Consider the following 402-nt stretch of genomic DNA (forward strand, 5'->3'; position numbering starts at 1 on the left):
GCTCCAAAAAGGGATTTGTAAGTAAAGTTTTTAAAGAGATCCAGTTCCCCGAATACGTTCCCCTGCAGGTTGTAACCTTTGGTAGAGTTATCTACAATAGTAGCTTTACCGATTGGGTTTTCAACGTCTCCAGAATAAATTGGCTGCCCAATTGGCCCTGAAAAGTCTCCGTTTTCCCGATAAATAGGTTGGGTGGGTAGAGATAATATTGCTCCGTTAATGTTCATCTCTCCCTGTTCCTTAATATCGTGATTTACTTTCAGGGAGTTCCCAAACCGAAGTCGCTCGTTCACATCGGTGTCGCTGTTTAACTGGAAAATATATCTCCTGTAGTTATTGTTGATGATGATACCAGATTGGTCAAAGACATTTAAAGAGGTATATACATTGGAATCCTCATTT

General features: G+C 40.3%; 1 pseudogene. It reads right to left on the reverse strand.

The annotated features are described in order from the left end of the window. Positions 1–402: pseudogene (locus tag HC175_RS19715) on the reverse strand (SusC/RagA family TonB-linked outer membrane protein); the annotation flags it as partial.

It is taken from the genome of Salinimicrobium oceani (genome assembly GCF_012037645.1).